At 41.3% G+C, this 18,175-nt stretch carries 14 protein-coding genes; 9 read left to right on the forward strand and 5 right to left on the reverse strand.

The window, feature by feature from the left end; genetic code table 11:
- The coding region (locus J690_RS0104580; protein WP_050688059.1) for an MFS transporter at positions 1 to 1,043 on the reverse strand (1,043 nt) is incomplete at its 3' end.
- Positions 1,044 to 1,277: 234 nt separating this feature from the next.
- Here J690_RS0104580 and def point away from each other — a divergent pair.
- Entirely contained in the window at positions 1,278 to 1,760 is a 483-nt protein-coding gene (gene def, locus J690_RS17285) for a peptide deformylase (protein ID WP_016802807.1), read from the forward strand.
- 178 nt (positions 1,761 to 1,938) lie between these two features.
- A complete protein-coding gene (locus J690_RS17290; protein ID WP_032037192.1) occupies positions 1,939 to 3,261 on the forward strand; it encodes a glutaminase in 1,323 nt (440 codons plus the stop codon).
- Here the strand turns inward: J690_RS17290 and J690_RS17295 are convergent.
- Positions 3,228 to 4,016: an AraC family transcriptional regulator gene (locus tag J690_RS17295; protein ID WP_032037193.1), complete on the reverse strand. Its 789-nt coding sequence runs from the start codon at positions 4,014 to 4,016 to the stop codon at positions 3,228 to 3,230. The two genes, J690_RS17290 and J690_RS17295, sit on opposite strands and share 34 nt — an antisense overlap.
- Before the next feature lie 106 nt (positions 4,017 to 4,122).
- Between J690_RS17295 and J690_RS17300 the strand changes: the two genes are divergently transcribed.
- Positions 4,123 to 5,343: an MFS transporter gene (locus J690_RS17300; protein ID WP_032037194.1), complete on the forward strand. Its 1,221-nt coding sequence runs from the start codon at positions 4,123 to 4,125 to the stop codon at positions 5,341 to 5,343.
- 67 nt (positions 5,344 to 5,410) lie between these two features.
- On the opposite strand, the gene J690_RS17305 is transcribed toward J690_RS17300, so the two are convergent.
- Positions 5,411 to 6,556, reverse strand: coding sequence for an aldose epimerase family protein (locus J690_RS17305; protein WP_032037195.1), 1,146 nt, complete (start codon positions 6,554 to 6,556; stop codon positions 5,411 to 5,413).
- Between the two features lie 193 nt (positions 6,557 to 6,749).
- Between J690_RS17305 and J690_RS17310 the strand changes: the two genes are divergently transcribed.
- Positions 6,750 to 7,196, forward strand: coding sequence for a hypothetical protein (locus J690_RS17310; RefSeq protein WP_032037197.1), 447 nt, complete (start codon positions 6,750 to 6,752; stop codon positions 7,194 to 7,196).
- Between the two features lie 11 nt (positions 7,197 to 7,207).
- Here the strand turns inward: J690_RS17310 and J690_RS17315 are convergent, their stop codons facing one another.
- Complete coding sequence (locus J690_RS17315; protein ID WP_081309280.1) at positions 7,208 to 8,083, reverse strand: LysR substrate-binding domain-containing protein; 876 nt, start codon at positions 8,081 to 8,083, stop codon at positions 7,208 to 7,210.
- A gap of 184 nt (positions 8,084 to 8,267) precedes the next feature.
- Here J690_RS17315 and J690_RS17320 point away from each other — a divergent pair, with 184 nt between their 5' ends.
- The 4 genes from J690_RS17320 (at position 8,268) to J690_RS17335 (ending at position 12,277) form a co-directional block, all read left to right on the forward strand.
- Complete coding sequence (locus J690_RS17320) at positions 8,268 to 9,017, forward strand: SDR family NAD(P)-dependent oxidoreductase (protein ID WP_000926501.1); 750 nt, start codon at positions 8,268 to 8,270, stop codon at positions 9,015 to 9,017.
- A gap of 78 nt (positions 9,018 to 9,095) precedes the next feature.
- Positions 9,096 to 10,397: an MFS transporter gene (locus tag J690_RS17325; RefSeq protein ID WP_032037199.1), complete on the forward strand. Its 1,302-nt coding sequence runs from the start codon at positions 9,096 to 9,098 to the stop codon at positions 10,395 to 10,397.
- Between the two features lie 19 nt (positions 10,398 to 10,416).
- On the forward strand, positions 10,417 to 11,262 hold the full coding sequence (locus J690_RS17330) for a transketolase (RefSeq protein WP_081405225.1): 846 nt from the start codon (positions 10,417 to 10,419) through the stop codon (positions 11,260 to 11,262).
- Positions 11,263 to 11,272: 10 nt separating this feature from the next.
- A complete protein-coding gene (locus J690_RS17335) occupies positions 11,273 to 12,277 on the forward strand; it encodes a transketolase family protein (RefSeq protein ID WP_032037202.1) in 1,005 nt (334 codons plus the stop codon).
- Positions 12,278 to 12,356: 79 nt separating this feature from the next.
- Here J690_RS17335 and metH read toward each other — a convergent pair whose 3' ends face one another.
- Positions 12,357 to 16,043: a methionine synthase gene (gene metH, locus J690_RS17340; protein ID WP_032037204.1), complete on the reverse strand. Its 3,687-nt coding sequence runs from the start codon at positions 16,041 to 16,043 to the stop codon at positions 12,357 to 12,359.
- A 464-nt stretch (positions 16,044 to 16,507) separates the two neighbouring features.
- Between metH and J690_RS17345 the strand changes: the two genes are divergently transcribed.
- Positions 16,508 to 18,139 (forward strand): inorganic phosphate transporter, encoded by a 1,632-nt coding sequence (locus J690_RS17345; protein WP_005070664.1) that lies wholly within the window; start codon positions 16,508 to 16,510, stop codon positions 18,137 to 18,139.
- Positions 18,140 to 18,175 lie beyond the last annotated feature (36 nt).

The raw sequence follows: 18,175 nt of genomic DNA on the forward strand, positions 1-18,175 counted from the left end.
AACAACATATATAAACCAAAAATGGTTGAATGTGCCGCGTGCCCCAAACTGTTATAAAAAACTGCCGCTGTAAGTGCCACAGCAAGAGCACCGACCATCATGACTTTGCCACAGCCAAAACGGTCAGCAAAATAGCCTGCTAAAATACAGCCGACCATTTGCATGACAATAGCTGCACTTTGCATTTCAAAAGTCTGTGCGCGCTCAAAGCCAAACGTACCAGTTAATAAATTTGGCATGGCTAAAATCACCACCACCACGCAGCCCGTTAAAAACCACGTAAATAACATACCAATCGCAACGGCTGTTTTATGCGTTTTTAAGACTTGTTTTACGGGCATTTCTTTTGAGATTTCTTTACGAGCCTGCATGGCTTTAAACACAGGCGTTTCTTTTAAATAAGTTCGTAAATAAAGTGCAACCAAACCAAAAATACCACCTGCAATGAAAGGAATACGCCATGCCCAGTCATGGATTTGTCCTTCACTAAAATTCAGTGAAATCCATAAAGACATGAGCGCGCCTAGTAAAATTCCTAAAGACAGCCCAGCGGTGAGTAACCCATTTGCCAGTCCGATTTTTCTTTCAGGTACATGTTCAGACACAAAGGTCCATGCGGCTGGAATTTCCCCCCCAATTGCAATACCTTGTACTACACGCATGAGTAATAAAAGTAGCGGTGCCAAATACCCAATATTTTCAAAAGTTGGCAAAATCCCGATAAACAAGGTAGGCAGTGCCATCAGTAAAATAGAAAGCGAAAATAGTTTTTTACGCCCGACCAAGTCACCAAAATGGGCCATGACGCCCCCGCCTAAGGGCCTAAAAAAGTACCCTGCCGCAAAAATACCGTAAGTATTAAGCATGGCCCAAAACGGACTAAGTGTGCTGGGGAAAAAGAGGTCGGAAATGATTTTGGCGTAAAATACATAAATCACAAAATCATAAAACTCTAAAGCTCCACCCAATGAAGAAAGGGCGAGGGTTCGTTTATCTTCTTTATTAAGATAGTTCGCATCCTGCAAAGTTAATTCCTGATCCATTTTTTACTTAATTGTTGTAATTGAAGTTTGGATATTAATGGAAAAGTGAAGTAAAAGTAAATGGAGGAAATTTGTTCTATAGGGCAATGCCGATTGGACTTACTCAGAACAAAAAGCTTTCAAACAAAAAACGCTTTAGATAAAACAAAAACAGATGTAGGAATGACTTTTCTTTTGAGTCGTTCAGCGACACAATAAAACTTGTCATAGCCAGTTTAATGAGAGATTCAAAGGATGAGTGTAGTTCTACCTGTCGCGAAGCGTGGCGAAGATATTTTAAAACTAATTGCGGCTCCCGTCTCGGCAAATGAGTTAAACAGTAATTGGCTTTATCAGCTTGCTGACGCTATGCATGCGACAATGCTCGAACGTAATGGAGTAGGGATTGCTGCACCGCAAGTTTATATCTCTAAACGTGTCATTATTGTGGCGTCTCGACCAAACCTGCGTTATCCAGACGCACCCGAAATGGAAGCAGTGGTCATGGTGAATCCTGAGATTTTAGAGTTCTCAAAAGAAGTTTGTTTAGGTGAAGAAGGCTGTTTAAGTGTGCCGGATGAGCGTGGACAAGTTGAACGTGCAGAAATGGTGAAGGTTAAATATTTAACACTACAGGGTGAAATGGTTGAGACAGTTTTTCATGGTTTTCCTGCTCGTATTGTTCAACACGAGGTCGATCATTTAAATGGGATCTTGTTTGTAGAAAGAATAAGCTAATCTTCAGTTTAAAGTTTTGAAAAACCTATAATGAGCTTGAAAAGGATAAGTCATCGGAATTACAATACTTATAGCGTGATATTTAAATCATTACAAAAGATATAATTTTAATATTATCAGCAGGTTGTGCTGAAATTTTGCGCGATGTTGTAAATCTCCTCATTTAAGGTTACTGACCATGCAACCCCCTCTCCCAGATTATTTGGCAAATGTTATAGAAGCCTGTGACATCGATAACAGCGGTCATCTCGCCGATTATATTCCTGAGTTGGCAAATGCAAACCCAAATCGATTAGCTTTAGCAATGTCTACGGTAGATGGTGAAATTTATTCGGTCGGCGATGATGATGTTGAATTCACCATACAATCAATTTCTAAACCTTTTGTATATGCCTATGTTTTACAACAGCTTGGTATTGATGCAGTACTTGCGAAAGTAGGGGTAGAGCCTTCTGGTGAAGCCTTCAATGAAATTTCATTGGGTAAAGATGGTCGTCCGAAAAACCCGATGATCAACTCTGGCGCAATTACTGTACATTCCTTGATTCAGGTCAAGCATGGTTTACATAGCGCAGAAATTCTACGCCGTTTTATGAGCGAGCTTGCTGGTCGTGAATTAAGTTTTGATGAGTCTGTTTATGATTCGGAAGTCAAAACAGCCTACCGTAATCTTTCGATCGGTTATATGTTGCGCACGGTGGGGATTTTGGAAACTGACCCTGTCGATATTGTGAATGGTTACATTCGTCAATGTGCGATCATGGTTACAGTTAAAGACTTGGTACGTATGGGCAGTGTACTTGCTAATGGCGGGGGGGATCCTAGAACTGGAAAGCGCCTATTAAATCGATCTGTAGTTAGACAAGTCCTCAGTGTCATGATGAGCTGTGGTATGTACGATGCAGCGGGTGACTGGCTTTCAACTGTAGGTATTCCTGCTAAAAGTGGTGTAGCAGGCGGTATCTTGGGTGTGCTACCGGGGCAGGTCAGTATTGCTGCTTTTTCACCTCGACTAGATGAGCATGGTCATAGTGTTCGAGGTATCGATATTTTAGAACGATTATCTCGTGACATGGGATTACATCTCATGGAAGGTACACCTTCTGCACAGACCATTGTACAAAGTCATTACCGTACAGGAAAAGATGCATCATTAAGTGTATATGTGCTTCGGGGTGTATTGAAATTTACCGAAGCTGAAATGTTGTTGCGTATTTTACAAGACGAGACAACTGATCAAAGCACAATCGTTATTGATTTAACCCAGATTTCACTTATCCACGATGTGGGTAAACGTATGTTTTTAGAAGGCGTAGATCGTCTGATTGATGATGGTCATACCCTTGTTTTAGTTGATCCTGAACAGCGCTTAGACCATGCCAGAACTGGTAAAGATCGAGAACTGCATGTTTATCATGATTTCGATGATTTGCTCGAAAAGCATGACCTACCTGCAAAAAAAAAGACTTATAGCGACATCGCGGCACTTCTAAACTGCTGAGGTGTTTTTCCTAGATGTCGCTTAAACATTGCACTGAACGCGCTGGGGTTTGTATACCCCAGTGACTCTGAAATTTGAGCAATAGATTCACCATTCGCGATTTTACTCAAGGCAAGTGCAATATGCATTTGTTGTAACCATGCCCGATATGACAGTCCAGTTTCTTTTTGGAACATACGCATTAGGGTTCTAGAACTCGTACCAATATCATCAGCCCAATCTGTTAAATCTTTTGAATGGTCAGGCGTATGTAATAACTCTTGGCAAATTTTTAAGAGTCTTTTGTCTTTCGGCCACGGAATCTGGATGGGCAACAAATTGGCCCGATGTATTTCTTCAAAAATCAAAATTTGTAAAGAACGGGAAAGCTCTTGAGAGGTTGCTGTATTTGGAGTGTCTTCTCGTTCAATTTCATTTAAACGAATTAAGAGTTCATGCAACAGATTGCTTACCCGAATAATAAAGCAATGTTGTCCCATTAGAGTTGCTGCATTTACTTCAACCAATGCCGTATTTAACTTCACGTGACTCAGTGAAATCACGCTGTGCTCTACATGTGCTGGAATCCATAACGCGCACATGGGCGGCACAATCCACACATGATTAGGCGTAAAAACCTGAATAGTTCCAGTAGAGGCATATAAAAACTGCGCACGTGTATGCGTATGGGTAGGCGTGATTTCTCGGTAAGAATGCTCAGAAGATAGCCCAATCACAAGTTCAGACAAATCAGACTGAATAAGAGAATCGGACATAAACTATCCTAAAAATTGTCACTTATACGATGATTATTGGAAGATAACTTTATAAGCGACAATTTACAATAAGCATCTCATTTAAAAATATTGGAGTTTTTCAGGTATGACGTCTTCAATACAATTGAAAGATGGTATTGCCAATACCGTTGCAAATGATCAGCCTCAAGGAATGATTATTAAAATTGTAGGCGCCGTGGCAGTCGCACATTTACTGAATGATTTAATTCAGGCGGTGCTACCAGCCATCTATCCAATGCTAAAAGCAAACTTTTCGCTGAGTTTTGCGGAGGTTGGCCTAATCTCGTTTGTATATCAAATTACAGGTTCACTGCTACAGCCTTGGATTGGACTTTATACCGATAAACATCCAAAACCGTATCTTCTCCCACTCGGAATGGTCGTCACATTCTGCGGCATTATCTTGTTAGCATTTTCACCAAGTTTTGCTGTGTTGTTGTGTGCATCTGCGCTTATTGGGGTTGGGTCTGCAACCTTTCATCCAGAGGCTTCACGGGTGGCGCGAATGGCATCGGGCGGGCGCTTTGGTACGGCTCAGTCGACTTTCCAAGTAGGCGGAAACACAGGTACAGCCATTGGCCCATTGTTAGCAGCTTTACTCATTGTCCCATTTGGACAGCATGCAGTTGCGGGTTTGGTGATATTTGCACTTTTGGCGATTTGGGTTTTATTTGGTGTAAGCCGTTGGACTGTGAGTCATGCTAAAAGTCAGGTAGCTGCACGTGCTACCCAAGCACATACTAAATTGCATGGCCGTAAGCTAATTATTGCTTTGAGCACAATTAGTGTGTTGATGTTTGCCAAATTTACCTACATTGCTAGCATTAGTAACTACTTTACCTTTTACTTAATTCAAAAGTTCCATATCAGTATTCAAACAGCTCAATTGCATTTGTTTGCCTTCTTGGCAGCCGTTGCTTTAGGTACATTTGCAGGTGGCCCAATTGGTGACAAAATTGGCCGTAAAGCGGTTATCTGGGTTTCATTTGTTGGTATGGCGCCGTTTGCATTAATGATGCCGTTTGCAAACCTATTTTGGACAACGGTTTTCTCAATTATTGCAGGTTTAGTGTTGTCATCGGCTTTTGCAGCAATGGTGGTTTACGCACAAGAAGCTGTTCCGGGCCGTGTGGGTATGATTGCAGGTTTAATGTTTGGTCTTATGTTTGGGGTCAGTGGTATTGCCGCAGCTGGGTTAGGGCATTTAGCGGATATTAACGGCATTGAATGGGTATTTGGTTTATGTTCATTGTTGCCATTACTTGGTTTTGCAACCGCATTTTTACCCAACACAAAAGTAAAATAAATGAAAAGACTCTCAGCCATACTTAGCTGAGAGTCTTTTTAATATGAACATAGCCTCATTGAAAAGACTATTTTTGAACACCAAACTTAAATACGGTGACACTGTTATAAGTTTGATTTGGGTTCAAACGAGTGGATGGGAAAGCCGGTTGATTTGGGCTATCTGGAAAATGCTGTGTTTCTAATGCTAGTGCGTCTGCTTGTCGATAGAGCACACCATTTGCACCAGCCACATTTCCCAATAAATGATTGGCTGTATACATTTGAACGCTTGGTTCAGTCGTTAAGACTTGCATGGTCCGTTTAGATTTTGGATCAACCACACTAGCTGCAAGATTGAGTTTACCTTGAGACTTTTGATTAATTACCCAAGTTTGGTCATAGCCATATCCATAAGCCAATTGCTGATTATTTGCTCGGATATCTTTTACGATTGCTTTAGGCGTTCGAAAATCAAAAGGTGTACCTGCAACCGAAGCTATTTCACCTGTGGGTAAAGAGTTTTGATCGGTTACCAATATACGGTCTGCATTGAGTTGTACCACATGATCTAGTATGCCATAAGGGTTATTGCCAGCGCCTGATAAGTTGAAATAACTGTGGTTGGTGAGATTGACGACTGTCGGTTGATCAGTTTTGGCTTTATATTCGATCTGGAATTCATTTTGATCTGAAAGACTGTAGATCACTTCTACATCTAATTTTCCGGGAAAACCTTGATCACCATTTGGACTGGTTAACTTAAGAGAAGCTTTAACGGTTTCACCTTTAGAAACGAGGGGCTTAACTTGCCAAACACGTTTATCAAAACCGGGATTACCGCTATGTAATGAATTCGGCCCATTATTTTTTTCAAGGTTATACGTTTTTCCATCTAAGTTAAATTTAGCATTGCCAATACGGTTCGCATAACGACCAATTAATCCGCCAAAATGAATGCCTTCCTTGGTATCAGTGACTTCATAACCTTTTAGATCATCAAAGCCCAAAACAATATTATTTTGTTTACCTTGGGCATCGGGAGTCAAAATCTGTGTAATTACGCCACCGAAGCTAATAAAAGATACCGAGACTCCTTTGTTATTGCTCATGGTGTATAAATCAACTTTTTGACCGTCTTGAGTCGTACCATATGGTTTTACATTTAATGTGGCTGCATTGGTAAGTTGTGCAAAGCTATAAATCGTAATACCTAAAATTACTAATTTTTTCATGTTTATACTCTATTTTTTAATCGTAGGATTGGATGAATATAAGATTGATATTTCATCTTTTTAAAGAGGTTTTTATTATAGATAGTGTTAATGATGCTTAGTGCCATTAACTCTAAATATTGAACAAACTTGCACAATTTAAGGTTATAAAGAAATTAATCTTATGAGTAAAACTCAACGGTAAGCTATTTTTATGATTCATCCCGACTCGGTTTTAAAATTTTCGTTTAGTCTAAATAGTCTCTCGTTTGATTTAGATAGCCAACACCTTCACCTTGAGCAGGGCTTAGGTTTTGTTGGTTCAAAAAGTATCGGCCATGGGGTTGTTAATGAACTCGCTATCGAAAAGATGATTTATTTTATTGAAGAAATCATCGAGTCAAGGCCCCTCAGAAATCTGAATATAAGTGGTGTAGCTGTTACATCTGATGCTGCTATGACCCACCTCAGTCAGTTATTTTTTAGTGCTAAAAAGCAAATCAGCCGTATTGAGCTTGAGCATGGTTTTAATAGTTTTATTGAGCGTTTGGGCTATTACACAAACCAAGTGTCTCCAGATCAGCTTTATATTTTTACCTATTTTGTATTTGTTCGAGAGATGATGCATCACTTAAGAGTTGAGCAAATTCAAATCATTTAACAATTACTTTCTCAATCCGCCAACTCATCATGAATCCAGTTTAAAAACAGCTCAATTTTAGGAATAAATTGGTGGGTTCGTGGATACACCAAATGATGAGCCGAGATAGGAATCGATAGTTCATCTGCAAAAACTCTAACTAATTTCCCAGATTCTAAATAATTTTGGGTAAGCAAATTACTTTCTAAAACAAAACCTAGCCCGTGTGTGGCCGCCTCAAGTGACATATAAGAGCGGTCAAAACTCAAAGTGTAGGGAAACTCAGGAATAGTTAGACCCTGATGGGCAAACCATTGTGGCCAAGTGACTAAGGTCGAGCGCGATAAAATCAGTTCTTTCTTTAATAAATCTTGAGGTTTATAAACCGGACTACGTTCCAGCAGCTTAGGGGACGCAAGCACTTCAAGCTTTTCATTACGAATCGTTCTGATTTCTACCCCTGTCCAGTTGGGCAAACCATGACGAATATCAATGTCGATCTTGTCGCGAGTAAAGTGCAAATTTTCATAGGAACATGACAAGTTAACCTGAATCATTGGGAACTTTTCTTTAAATGACTCGAGGCGAGGGAGCAACCAAAGCAAACCAAAACTTGGGGATGAATGAATATATAAACTGTCTTTAGGGCTTTTATCGGCAGCTTTTTCAGTCGCTAACATCAGGTTATGCAAAATGGTGGTGACATCTTGAAAATAGCGTTCACCAGAAGGGGTAAGTGTCACACCACGCGCACCACGAATAAATAAACTCTGCCCAATCATTTCTTCAAGCTTAGCAATTTGGTGACTCACTGCTGAAGGCGTGAGATTCAAATGCTCGGCTGCCTTCGCAACATTGCCGAAACGGGCGGTTTGTTCAAAAGCCTGTAAGGTTTTAATTGAGGGCATGTGGTTGAAATTGTTTTCACTACTATCCATGAAATGATCCATTTTTATCCCTAAAACTTATTTGAAAATAGCACAGGCATGAATTTTTTTCATGTCTTGTTGAATTTGAGCTGATTGCTGGGCTTTGTGAAAAAAGAGATTCTAAGTCAGAACTCAGGAAATAAAGCGTAAAAGAGGATTGAACATGTTACTACAAGGAAAAGTGGCATTAATTACGGGTGCAGCATCAGAACGTGGAATTGGGCGAGCAACCGCAGAAATCTTTGCACAACAGGGTGCTAAAGTCATTATTGTTGATTTAGATCTTGCTCAAAGCCAAAACGCTGCAAAGGCACTTGGTGAAGGACATTTAGGCCTTGCTGCAAACGTTGCGAACGAAGAACAGGTCAAAGTAGCTGTTGAACAAGCGCTACAGCACTATGGCAAGATTGATATTTTAATTAATAATGCGGGTATTACTCAGCCAGTTAAAACACTTGATATTCAACGCAATGACTATGACCGTATTTTAGATGTCAGCCTGCGTGGAACACTGATTATGTCGCAAGCTGTTATTCCATCTATGAAAGCAAATGGTGGTGGAAGCATTGTGTGCCTATCTTCAGTTTCAGCACAACGCGGCGGTGGTATTTTTGGCGGGCCACACTATAGTGCTGCTAAAGCAGGCGTGTTAGGTCTGGCAAAAGCGATGGCTCGTGAGTTTGGTGGTGACCAGATTCGTGTAAATTCTCTTACTCCAGGTCTAATCCAGACTGATATTACTGGCGGTTTAATGAATGATGACCGTCGTCATGACATTTTGGCAGGTATTCCTCTCGGCCGCTTAGGTAAAGCGCAAGATGTTGCAAATGCAGCATTATTTTTGGCAAGTGATCTGTCAGCTTACTTAACTGGTGTCACACTCGATGTAAATGGTGGCATGCTGATTCATTAATCGCTCACTATTTCAAAACTAAAAATAGAATGATGGTCACAAGAGGATACTGTGGCCAAATGTAAAGGGATTCGCATGATGGATACAGTATTTTCATCTGAAGTAGATACGGCGGTTCGTAAATCTGCCTATCGAAAAATTGCATTTCGGCTCATGCCATTTTTAATGCTTTGTTATTTTTGTGCCTATTTAGATCGAGTAAACGTGGGTTTTGCCAAGCTCCAAATGATGAGCGATTTACAGTTTAGTGAAGCTGTATATGGTCTAGGCGCAGGGATTTTCTTTATTGGTTATTTCCTCTGTGAAGTACCAAGTAACATTGTACTTCACAAGGTAGGCGCAAGACGTTGGATTGCCCGAATCATGATTACATGGGGCATTTTGTCAGGTTGTTTTGCTTTTGTTCAAACCGAATGGCAATTTTACACTTTACGTTTTTTGCTTGGTGTTGCTGAAGCTGGGCTAGCTCCGGGTTTGTTGCTCTATCTCACTTACTGGTTCCCATCTTACCGCCGTGCGCGCATGACCGTACTTTGGTTTATCGCGATTCCAATTTCAGGAATGATTGGTGGACCACTTTCAGGCTTAATCATGGACCGAATGAGCGGTGTACATGGTTGGTTTGGCTGGCAGTGGATGTTTGTTATCGAAGCTATTCCCACAGTGATTGTCGGCTTACTTGTACTTGCTGTTTTAAAAGACTCTGTTCAAGACGCCAACTGGTTAACCCAAGACGAAAAAAACTTGGTGAAGCAAGAGCTTGCTCAAGATAATCAGCACAAAGAAGGTCATGCTAGCGTCAAAGAGTTCATCGCAGATAAACGCTTGTGGCTACTGGCAGGTATTTACTTTTGTGTCGTGATGGGGCAATACGCCATTACATTTTGGCTACCAACTCTCATTCGTAACTCGGGCATTAGTGATAACTGGCATATCGGTTTGCTCACCAGTCTGCCTTATATGTGTGCCATTGTGGTCATGATTTTGGCAGGACGTAGCGGGGACCATTTTCAAGAGCGCCGCTGGCACTTAATTATCCCGATGTGTGCAGGCGCTTTAGCACTTACATTTGCAACTTTATTCGCTTCAAATCTAACGCTCTCTTTAATTTGCCTTTGCATCGCAGCCTCAGGTGTGCTGACGGCATCCTCTTTATTCTGGATGTTACCGACCAACTTTTTGGGTGGTGTTTCCGCAGCGGCAGGTATTGCAGCAGTGAATAGCTTCGCCAATCTTGCAGGATTTTGCTCACCTTATTTAATCGGTTGGGTCACTACCAACACAGGTTCAAATGCAATCGGCATGTTCTTAATCACAGCAGTATTAATTTTCGGTGCCAGTTTGGTTCTGCGTGTTCCGGCAAAACTGGTCAATCGTTAATAAGGAATAGTAAATGACAATGTTAAATGTTGATAAAGCAGGCCAATTTGCCGAGTTGCAACAACGTGCCTACCACATTCGCCAACATGCTTTACGCATGGGGCAAGTACAAGGTCAAGGTTATGTTGGACAAGCTTTGGGGGCTGCAGATCTACTGGCAGTATCTTATTTTCATGCGATGAAATATCAGCCAGAAAACCCCGAATGGGAAGGCCGTGACCGTTTTTATCTTTCTATTGGACACTATGCAATTGCACTCTATGCAGCCTTAATCGAAGCAAAAATTATTCCGCTTGAAGAACTTGAAACCTACGGAGCCGATGACAGTCGGTTACCAATGTCGGGCATGGCTTCTTACACACCAGGGATGGAAATTACAGGTGGTTCATTGGGGCATGGCCTTGGAATTGCAGTCGGCGCATGTTTAGGGCTAAAACAGAAAAAGTCAGATGCTTTTGTATATAACTTACTTTCTGATGGAGAGCTAAATGAGGGCTCAACATGGGAAGCCGTGATGTCTGCTTCGCATTGGAAACTAGATAACTTAATTGCCATTATTGATGTGAATAATCAGCAGGCAGATGGGCACTCCAGTGAAATTTTAGCATTTGAGCCAATTGTTGATCGTTGGCAGTCATTTGGTTGGTACACCCAACGTGTGGATGGCAACAACATGGAAGCTTTGCTTGAAGCATTCGAACAAGCGCGAAACCATGAGGGAAAATGCCCACGCGTCATTATTTGTGACACCAAAATGGGTAAAGGCGTGTCGTTCTTGGAAAGCCGTGAAAAAACGCACTTCATTCGTGTTGATGAACATGAATGGGACGACGCTTTAAATATTTTGACCCACTACGGACAGTAAGGACTACACCATGAGCCAGTTAGCTAATCCTCCTAAGAAAAAACTAACCACTTCGGCAATGATTGCTTCTATTGCTGCCGAGGGCCAACCGACCAAACCAGCACCATTTGGACATGCACTGAATGCCTTGGCAAAAGAGCGTGACGATATCGTAGGTTTATCAGCAGATTTATCTAAATACACTGATCTACATATTTTTGCTAAAGAAAACCCAGACAAGTTTTTCCAAATGGGTATGGCAGAACAACTTTTGATGAGTGCAGCAGCAGGACTTGCTCGTGAAGGGTTTGTTCCTTTTGCAACAACTTATGCCGTATTTGCATCACGCCGTGCCTACGATTTTATTTGTATGGCAATTGCGGAAGATAACCTGAATGTCAAAATTGTAGCAGCTCTTCCGGGATTAACCACAGGCTACGGCCCAAGTCATCAGGCAACGGATGATATTGCAATTTTCCGTGCTATGCCGAACTTGATGGTTATCGATCCATGTGATGCCTTGGAAATTGAACAGGCGATTCCTCAGATTGCCGCGCATAATGGCCCGGTATATATGCGTTTATTACGCGGTCAGGTTCCGTTAGTGCTCGATAAATACAACTACCAGTTTAAATTGGGTAAGGCACAGGTGATTAAACCCGGTAAAGACTTGCTCATTATCTCGACTGGTTTATTGACCATGCGTGCGCTTGAGGCAGCCGAAGAACTTGAAAAAGAGGGCATTGATGTTTCAGTGTTGCATGTACCGACCATTAAGCCTTTAGATGAACAAACTATTTTGGATGAAGTCACAAAAGGTGGCCGTCCTGTTTTAACTGCTGAAAATCATTCAGTGGTTGGTGGTTTAGGGGAGGCTGTTGGCTCACTACTTTTAAAAAATGGGCAACATCCTCGTTTTGACATGATTGGTTTGCCAGATGCATTTTTAGATGCAGGGGCATTGCCCACTTTGCATGATCGCTATGGTATTTCAACTGAAGCAGTGAAAGAGAAGATCAAGGCACATTTGAAGTAGAAAGATTAAACTTTCAAATTGAAAAGGGCGTGATGGAATTTCCTTCACGCCCTATTTTTAATCAAGATGATTTAAAAACTTAAGCAATCGAATCATCTAAATTCGGAGCTAACCAACGTTTAGCTTCATCCAGTGTCCAGCCTTTACGTTTTGCATAATCTTCAAGTTGGTCTTGAGAGATCTTGCCCACGTTAAAGTATTCGCTTTGAGGATGCGAATAGTAGAAACCACTTACTGAAGATGGTGGCATCATTGCAAAGTGTTCAGTCAGTTTAGTACCGATTTTGTCGGTAGAACCTAACCAGTCGAACAACACCGCTTTTTCAGAGTGCTCTGGGCAAGCAGGGTAACCCGGTGCAGGGCGAATACCGACATATTTCTCTTTAATCAGTTCTTCATTGCTAAGCTGCTCATCCGCTTTATAGCCCCAGAACTCTTTACGAATGCGTTCATGCAAGTGTTCTGCAAAGGCTTCAGCAAAACGGTCAGCCAATGACTGTACTAAAATTGCAGAGTAGTCATCACCTTTGGCTTTGTACTCATTGGCCAGTTCTTCTGCACCAAAAATCGATACAGTGAATCCGCCTAAGTAGTCCTGTTGTTCACGGTCATTACGAATGTAATCTGCCAAAGACAAGTTTGGTTTACCTGTCACTTTGTCAGATTGCTGGCGTAAGTGCTCAAAAGTATGCGTAACATTTTGACCCGCTTCATCAAATACGCTCACTGTGTCTGCGTCAGTGCGCTGTGCAGGGAACATACCGAATACGGCACGAGCATCAAAACGGTTGTTATCGATAATATCTTTCAACATCGCTTGAGCTTGGTTGTACAAATCTGTTGCAGCTTCACCAACCACTTCATCTTCTAAAATTTTCGGGAATTTACCTGCCAAGCTCCAAGAAATGAAGAATGGTGTCCAGTCAAAATACTCTACAAGGGTTGCAAGCGGGTAGTTGGTGAGGACTTGTGTTCCCAAAAGATTTGGTTTCGGTGGTACATAGCTTTCGTCAATTTTAAAACCGTTTTCAACTGACTCAGCATAAGTCAATTTTGCAGCTTTTGGCTGTTTGTTGGCTAAGCGCTCGCGAATCTTGGCATATTCAGCACGGTGCTCTGCAATAAAGTTTCCACGCATTTCTTTCGAAAGCAGGGTGGTTGCAACACCCACAGCACGTGAAGCATCAGCCACATAAATCACGGCATCGTTTTGGTACTGAGGATCAATTTTTACTGCTGTATGGGCTTTAGAAGTAGTCGCACCACCAATTAATAAAGGAATGTTAAAGCCTTTGCGTTGCATTTCTTTCGCAACAAATACCATCTCATCTAAAGATGGAGTAATCAGACCTGACAAACCGATGATGTCACATTTTTCATCAATTGCAGTTTGCAAGATTTTCTCGCAAGGTACCATCACGCCAAGGTCAACAATGTCATAACCATTACAGCCGAGTACAACACCTACAATATTCTTACCAATATCGTGTACGTCGCCTTTAACAGTTGCCATCAAGACTTTACCTTTAGATTGGCTACCTGTTTTTTCAGCTTCAATGTCCGGGTTGAGCCAAGCCACAGCTTGCTTCATAACACGTGCAGATTTTACAACTTGCGGTAAGAACATTTTGCCCGAACCGAACAAGTCACCAACCACGTTCATACCGTCCATCAAAGCGCCTTCGATTACATCTAAAGGACGTTTAGCTTTGAGGCGAGCTTCTTCGGTATCTTCATCAATGTAAGTGGTAATACCTTTAACTAAAGCATATTCAAGACGTTTTTCTACAGATTCATTACGCCATTCAAGGTTCTCGGCTTCTTTGGCAGCACCGCCTTGTCCGCGGGATTTTTCAGCTACTTCAAGCAGTTTCTCAGTCGCAGCTTGACCAGACTCACCTTGGTTTTGGTTTAAGATAACGTCTTCCACAGCTTCTTTTAGCTCGGCTGGAATATCATCATAAATTGCCATTTGACCAGCATTAACAATCCCCATGGTCATGCCTTGCTTGATGGCATGGTACAAGAACACAGAGTGAATGGCTTCACGAACAGGCTCGTTACCGCGGAACGAGAATGAAACGTTTGATACACCACCAGAAATCATGGCGTGCGGTAAGTTTTGTTTAATCCAACCTGTGGCCTCAATGAAATCGACGCCATAATTGTTGTGTTCTTCAATACCTGTTGCTACTGCAAATACGTTTGGGTCAAAAATAATATCTTCAGCAGGGAAGCCGACATCATTAACCAAAACATCATAAGAACGTTTACAGATTTCACGTTTACGTTCAGCAGTGTCGGCCTGACCTTTTTCATCAAATGCCATGACAATAATCGCAGCACCATATTGACGGCACAGGCGAGCTTTTTCTACAAACTCGTCATAACCTTCTTTTAAAGAAATCGAGTTAACGACGGGTTTACCTTGTACGCATTTTAAGCCAGCTTCAATGATTTCCCATTTTGATGAGTCAATCATGATTGGCACACGTGAAATATCTGGTTCAGAAGCCACAAGATTTAAGAAATGCACCATCGCATTTTGCGAATCGAGCATCCCTTCATCCATGTTAATGTCGATAATCTGAGCGCCAGCTTCAACTTGCTGCTGTGCCACTTCTAAAGCTTCGGCAAAGTTTTCTTCACGAATTAAGCGTAAGAATTTTTTCGAACCTGTAACGTTAGTACGTTCACCCACGTTCACGAAAAGTGAGTCATCATAAATATTAAATGGTTCTAAACCACTCAAACGACATGCAGGTACAGTTTCAGGAACTTGACGAGGCGCAATATCTTTTACCGCATTGGCAATCGCGCGGATATGGTCAGGTGTTGTACCACAGCAACCACCAGTAATATTAATTAAGCCGCTTTCTGCAAACTCTTTTAAGAATGCTGCCGTTTGTTCTGGCGTTTCATCATATTCACCAAAAGCATTTGGTAAGCCCGCATTTGGGTGCGCTGAAACAAACGTATCTGCTACATCGGAAATGGTTTTTACATGAGGACGCATGGCATCTGCACCAAGCGCACAGTTAAAGCCAATCGATAGCAAGTCGCCATGACGTACAGAATTCCAGAACGCTTCGGCAGTTTGACCTGTTAAGGTACGACCCGATGCATCGGTAATGGTCCCTGAAATCATGATTGGTAATTCACGACCAATTTCTTTAAAGACTTCTTTAACCGCAAAAATCGCAGCTTTACAGTTTAATGTGTCAAATACGGTTTCAATCAAAATGATATCTGCACCGCCTTCGATCAGCGCATGAGTCGCTTCAATATAGTTTTCTTTTAGCTCATCAAAGGTGATGTTACGAAAGGCAGGGTCATTTACATTCGGTGAAATGGAACAAGTACGCGATGTTGGTCCAAGCACACCTGCTACAAAACGCGGTTTATCTGGAGTCGAATACTTTTCACAAGCTGCTTTGGCTAAACGTGCTGCTTCACGGTTAATCTCTGGAACAAGATCTTCCATGTGGTAATCAGACATAGAAACACGCGTGCCGTTGAAGCTGTTGGTTTCAATAATATCTGCACCAGCATCAAGATAAGCTTCATGAATACCTTGAATGATTTGAGGCTGGGTCAGAACCAAAAGGTCATTGTTACCTTTTAAGTCATGTGCCCAATCGGCAAAACGCTCACCACGGTAGTCGGCTTCTTCCAATTTATGGCGCTGGATCATAGTTCCCATTGCACCATCAATAATCAGAATGCGTTTAGCAAGAAGCGCTTTTAGGGTGGCAAGCGTAGACATAGAAAACCCCGATCTTTTATATGAATTTAAAAATGCGGCGCTATTGTAACAGAATAGTTGCGCAATTGATGACCTATAACGACCCATCATTCACTGTAATAGATTCATTAAAAAACGGCTTTTATGACAAATGAAGGCTGTTTTTTCATCAAATATTCATAAAATGATCATGATATTGAAATATTTCATCTCCAATATTCGGTTTTATGACAGTTGTAGTGTTTAAAAAGTAGACATTTAGGTAATTTTTTAGATATTTTTGCTTCAAAAATAGTCATAAAATAGATGGGTGGGAATTTATGTAAATTATTGTATTTAAATAAAAAAATAAAAATCATAGGGGAAAGGTGCATCAAATGAGGTCAAAATGTGAAAAATTGACTTCATCAGGCGCCGCTTTGTCATATAATTGTCATAATTTAATTTAAGAATACAGAGGATTTTTTTATCCTCTTACCGTCTGCATGAATTCTAATCTACCCCCTGTTTCGGATTCAAAACTTGCGGCAAACCTGCAAGTCAAATCGACGAATGTACATGTCCCGACACCTAAATTTTTTATGCCGGTGTTTCTGACGATTATTGTTGCAACACTTATTTATATTGGATTTCAGGTGAGTGCTGATTTAGCACATGTACCACCTTTGAGTCTTTATTCAGTTATTCTTTTATCAACTGCACTCTTGATTGCTTTAGGCTTTGAGTTTGTAAATGGCTTCCACGATACTGCAAATGCAGTGGCAACAGTGATTTACACCAATGCTTTACCAGCACCGGTTGCAGTCATGTGGGCTGGTTTTTGTAATTTCCTTGGGGTAATGGTTGCAAGCGGCGCAGTCGCTTACGGCATTATTGCATTGTTACCTGTTGAATTGATCATGAATATGGGTAGCGGTGCAGGTTTCGCAATGGTTTTTGCGCTTCTTATTGCTGCGATTCTCTGGAACTTGGGTACTTGGTTCTTAGGTATTCCTGCATCTAGCTCACATACCTTGATTGGTTCAATCTTGGGCGTGGGCATTATGAACCATCTATTGAGTGCATCGACTGGCGTGACGACCAGTGGTGTTGATATGGATCAGGTGATTAAAGTCGGTAAGGCATTATTATTTTCACCTTTAATTGGTTTCGCTTTTGCAGCGATTGTATTCTTATTGGTTAAAACTATTTTTAAACGCCAATTAGAATTATTCCAGCCACCTGAAGGGAATAAACCACCACCAGCAATCATTCGTGCAATCTTGATCTTTACCTGTACAGGTGTGAGTTTTGCACATGGTTCTAATGACGGTCAAAAGGGTATGGGACTCATCATGCTGATTTTGGTTGGTCTGGTGCCGTTGGCTTATTCATTAAATAAAAATCTTGATACTCAGCAAGTTCAATCATTCCATCAGCTTTCTTCTCAAACTGCCGTATTTTTGAATCAAAATCAGCCAGAATTAACCGATGAAAAAGCACGTGTTATTCTGACTAAATATATTCAAACTAAACAGCAAACTCCGGAAGTTGTGCCTGCATTGGCAAGTATGACTGATCACTTGGGTGAGCGAGTTTCTAGCTATAGCAACTTAAAAGATATTCCTGAAGCTGCAATTAGCGAAATTCGTAATGACATGTATTTAAGCACCACGACGTTTAAGCGTTTGGATAAAGCAGATGCTTTACCAAAAATGGATGACTCACAGAAAAAGCTTGTGAAAGAATACCGTAGTAGCTTAGATTCATTCTTACAATACATTCCGACTTGGGTAAAAGTGGCTGTTGCTTTAGCACTTGGTCTAGGCACAATGGTGGGTTGGAAACGTATTGTTGTGACTGTAGGTGAGCGTATTGGTAAGCACCACATGACTTATGGTCAAGGGATGTCTGCTGAGCTTGTTGCAATGAGTACAATTGCAGCTGCTGATGGTTTAGGTATGCCAGTTTCAACAACACACGTTTTAAACAGTGCTGTTGCGGGTACGATGGTCGCGAATAAATCAGGTTTAAACTTTAATACCGTGAAGACAATACTCTCTGCATGGGTATTTACTCTTCCTGCAACAATCTGCTTGTCAGGTGGTTTGTACTGGTTATTCTTACAGTTTGTATAAAAGCATTTAAAAAATTAAAGCCACTGTTCACAGTGG

Source organism: Acinetobacter sp. 742879 (assembly GCF_000588535.1).
In the GTDB taxonomy this organism is placed as follows: Bacteria; Pseudomonadota; Gammaproteobacteria; order Pseudomonadales; family Moraxellaceae; genus Acinetobacter; species Acinetobacter pittii.